The 3,213-nt window shown below is 37.7% G+C and carries 2 protein-coding genes; both read left to right on the top strand.

The window, feature by feature from the left end; translation table 11 throughout:
* Window positions 1-96: 96 nt before the first annotated feature.
* Window positions 97-885: a polysaccharide biosynthesis/export family protein gene (locus ACNKXV_RS12240; RefSeq protein WP_417908025.1), complete on the top strand. Its 789-nt coding sequence runs from the start codon at window positions 97-99 to the stop codon at window positions 883-885.
* A 3-nt stretch (window positions 886-888) separates the two neighbouring features.
* A partial coding sequence (locus tag ACNKXV_RS12235; RefSeq protein WP_417908024.1) for a polysaccharide biosynthesis tyrosine autokinase occupies window positions 889-3,213 on the top strand: 2,325 nt, incomplete at its 3' end.

Below are 3,213 nucleotides of genomic sequence, written 5' to 3'. Positions count from 1 at the left end.
CTTGACTCATAACATCATTTCCCAACATAAATTAAGCTGAATGTTTTGATATTTACCCGTAAAAACTATATTTGTTAAAACTATGTGAAGCCCTCTATGCGATTTAAATCTTTCTTGTTTTTATTCGCTGCAATACTTGCCTTAACCTCGTGTGTATCCACCAAGCAAATGTCCTATTTACAGGAACATGATAAGCAAGTCGACAGTATAATCCAGGTTCAAAGACTTCGAAAGCCTTACCGGATTCAGGTAGGTGATCTTTTGAGTATTCGAGTAAAAGCTTTGGATCAGGAACTTGTGGGAATGTTCAATCCGGTTGGAGAAGCAAATCCGAATGCAACCACAGAGGAGTCAGTTTACTTTGATGGTTTTACCGTGGATGATCATGGAAATATCCGCGTACCTACCATGGGAGAGATCAATGTTCTTGGATACACAGAAAAAGAGGTAAGGGAAAAAATTGAGAATAAATTATTGGATGAATATTTTAAGCAGGAGGCGAATATTTTTGTTACGGTAAAGCTTGCGGGGATTCGTTATACTACTTTGGGAGAAATAGGTCAGGGCAGCCAGGTGATTTATAAAGATCAGGTGACTATCATGGAAGCCATTGCAAATGCCGGAGGAATTTCAGACTACGGCGATAGAGAGAATGTTCAGATCATCAGGCAATATCCACAAGGTGAGGAAGTTCATGTTATAGATGTAACCGATATTTCTGCGATTAAAAGCCCCTATTATTATATTCAGCCTAATGATATGATTCTGGTGAATCCTCTGCCTCAAAAAGCCTTAGGAGTTGGAACCACGGGACTGGAAGTTTTTAGAACTGTCACTAGTTTAGTTGCTTTGGCAGCATCAATGATTGTAATTTTTACAAGGTAATATATGGCGCACGAAGATGATCACATATCCGATGTAGGTTCTACTTTCGATTTTAAAGGTTTTATCCTTAAGGTGATTAGTTATTGGAAACTGATTTTACTTTCGGTTGGTATAAGTTTAGCCGTTGCCTATTATAATAATGTTCGAAAATTACCTGTATACCGATTAGGAAATACAATCTCCATAAAGGATGATCAGAATCCATTTTTTACTTCAAATACCAGTTTAACTTTCAACTGGGGTGGAACTTCAGATAAAGTAAATACGGCTATTACTATTCTTCGATCGCGTTCGCATAACGAAGAGGTGGTTGAAAAACTTCAGTTTTACATTAATTATTTGGAAGATGGAGAGTATCAAAGAGTAGATGCATACGGCTTTACACCCTTTAAAGTAATTGCGGATACAGCTGCTTTTCAGGCGAACAATGTTACTTTGAGAATTAGTATGGTAGATGAAGAATCTTTTAATTTAAGAGCCAGCGTTCCAGCTAATTTAAACCGGACTAATTATCATACTAAGGAAAACGATACCCGCTTGGTTGAAAGTAGGGAGTTTGAAAGAAACTTCAAAATTGGTGAGCATATTGCTTTACCCTTCTTTTCAGGGAGAATAGAAAGAAGAGATAATGTTCTCAATCTGGGAAAAACTTATTATGTGAGCTTTACCCCTTTTAACTCGGCAGTTGGCAGGTATAAAAATGTAAATATTTCAACCCAATCCCAGGGGGCTTCCGTATTAAATTTAAGCCAGGTAGGATTGAATAAACCCAGATTGGTGGATTACTTGAATGGGTCTGTGGCAGTTCTAAGTGCCAATATGTTGGAGCGAAAGAACCTCTTTGCGACTAAAACCATTAGATTTATCGATAGTAGCTTGGCAGTACAGTCTGAACAATTAAAAATAGTGCAGGACGAGTTAAATCAATTCAGAAACGATAATTCGGTTTTAGATATATCAGTAGAAAGTGGTCAATTATCAGGAAAGTTAGCCACTCTTGATGTAGAAAAGGAAAATTTAAAACGTCAGCTAGCTTATTATGATAATCTGCAAGATTATTTACAGAAGCGTGATGATTATTCAAATGTGCCGGCACCAACTGTGGCAGGAATTGCTGAAGGAAGTATTTCCAATGGTGTTTCGAAAATAATTCAACTGGCTGAGGAGAGGCAAAATTATCAATACACTCTGAAAGAAAATTCTCCGGTTTTCGATGATCTGGACAGGCAAATTAATTCGGTTAAATCTATACTACTTGAAAATATTAATTCCTCCAAAGGTTTGTTGAGATCTGAACTTAATCAGATTAACGGTAAGATTACCCGGTTGGAAAATGAAGTGCAAAAGTTACCTCAAGAAGAGCAAGATTTGTTAGAGATTCAACGTAAGTACGCTATTAATGAACGTACTTATAATATGTTTCTGGAAAAACGCAGTGAAGCTGGTTTAATTAAAGCAGCAAATGTAAGTGACGTCCTTGTGATTGATTCGGCTAAAGATACAGGAGGTGGACGCATAGGACCGGATACTCAGCTAAATTATGTGATGGCTGTTTTAATAGGGGGAGTAATTCCATTATCCTTTGTGTTCTTATTAGTATTCCTAAATACCAATATTCATAATGCGCAGGAAATTACCCGGCTTTCCCCGATTCCGATTTTGGGTCTAATTGGTAAAAATAAAATGGAAGGGAATCTGGCAGTATTCCAGTCTCCTAAATCATCCATTGCAGAAAGCTTCAGGGGATTAAGATCCAGTTTACAGTTTATGTATAAACGCCAAGGAGTAACCGGTTCCAAAACCGTTATGATCACCTCATCTGTTTCAGGAGAGGGGAAAACTTTTTGTGCCATGAACCTGGCTACTGTTTTCGCCCTTAGTGAAAAGAAAACGGTCTTAGTGGGTGTCGATCTAAGAAAACCTAAGATTTTTGATGATTTCCAGTTAAATAATGATTTGGGCATCGTAAATTATTTGATCGATCAGGCCTCAGCATCAGAAATTGTACAGAAAAGTAAAATTCCATATCTGGATGTGATCACTGCCGGTCCCGTTCCTCCAAATCCATCAGAGTTATTATTAACCAAGAAAATGGATGTATTAATCCAGGAACTAAAATCGAAGTACGATTATATCATTCTGGACACACCGCCAATTGGGATGGTGGCCGACGCCTTAAACCTGGTAAAACATGCCGATGCGACACTTTATCTGGTAAGACAGGATTATACCAAAAGAGGGATGCTGGAAACCATCAATCAAAAATATGCCAAAGGAGAAATTAAGAATATCAGCTTTGTGCTAAACCACTTTGTGCATTCTGCTAAA

This window comes from Christiangramia aquimixticola, assembly GCF_048285835.1.
GTDB lineage: Bacteria > Bacteroidota > Bacteroidia > Flavobacteriales > Flavobacteriaceae > Christiangramia > Christiangramia aquimixticola.
Note: the sequence above shows the minus strand (reverse complement) of the source record. Positions and strands in the feature narration are given on the sequence as shown.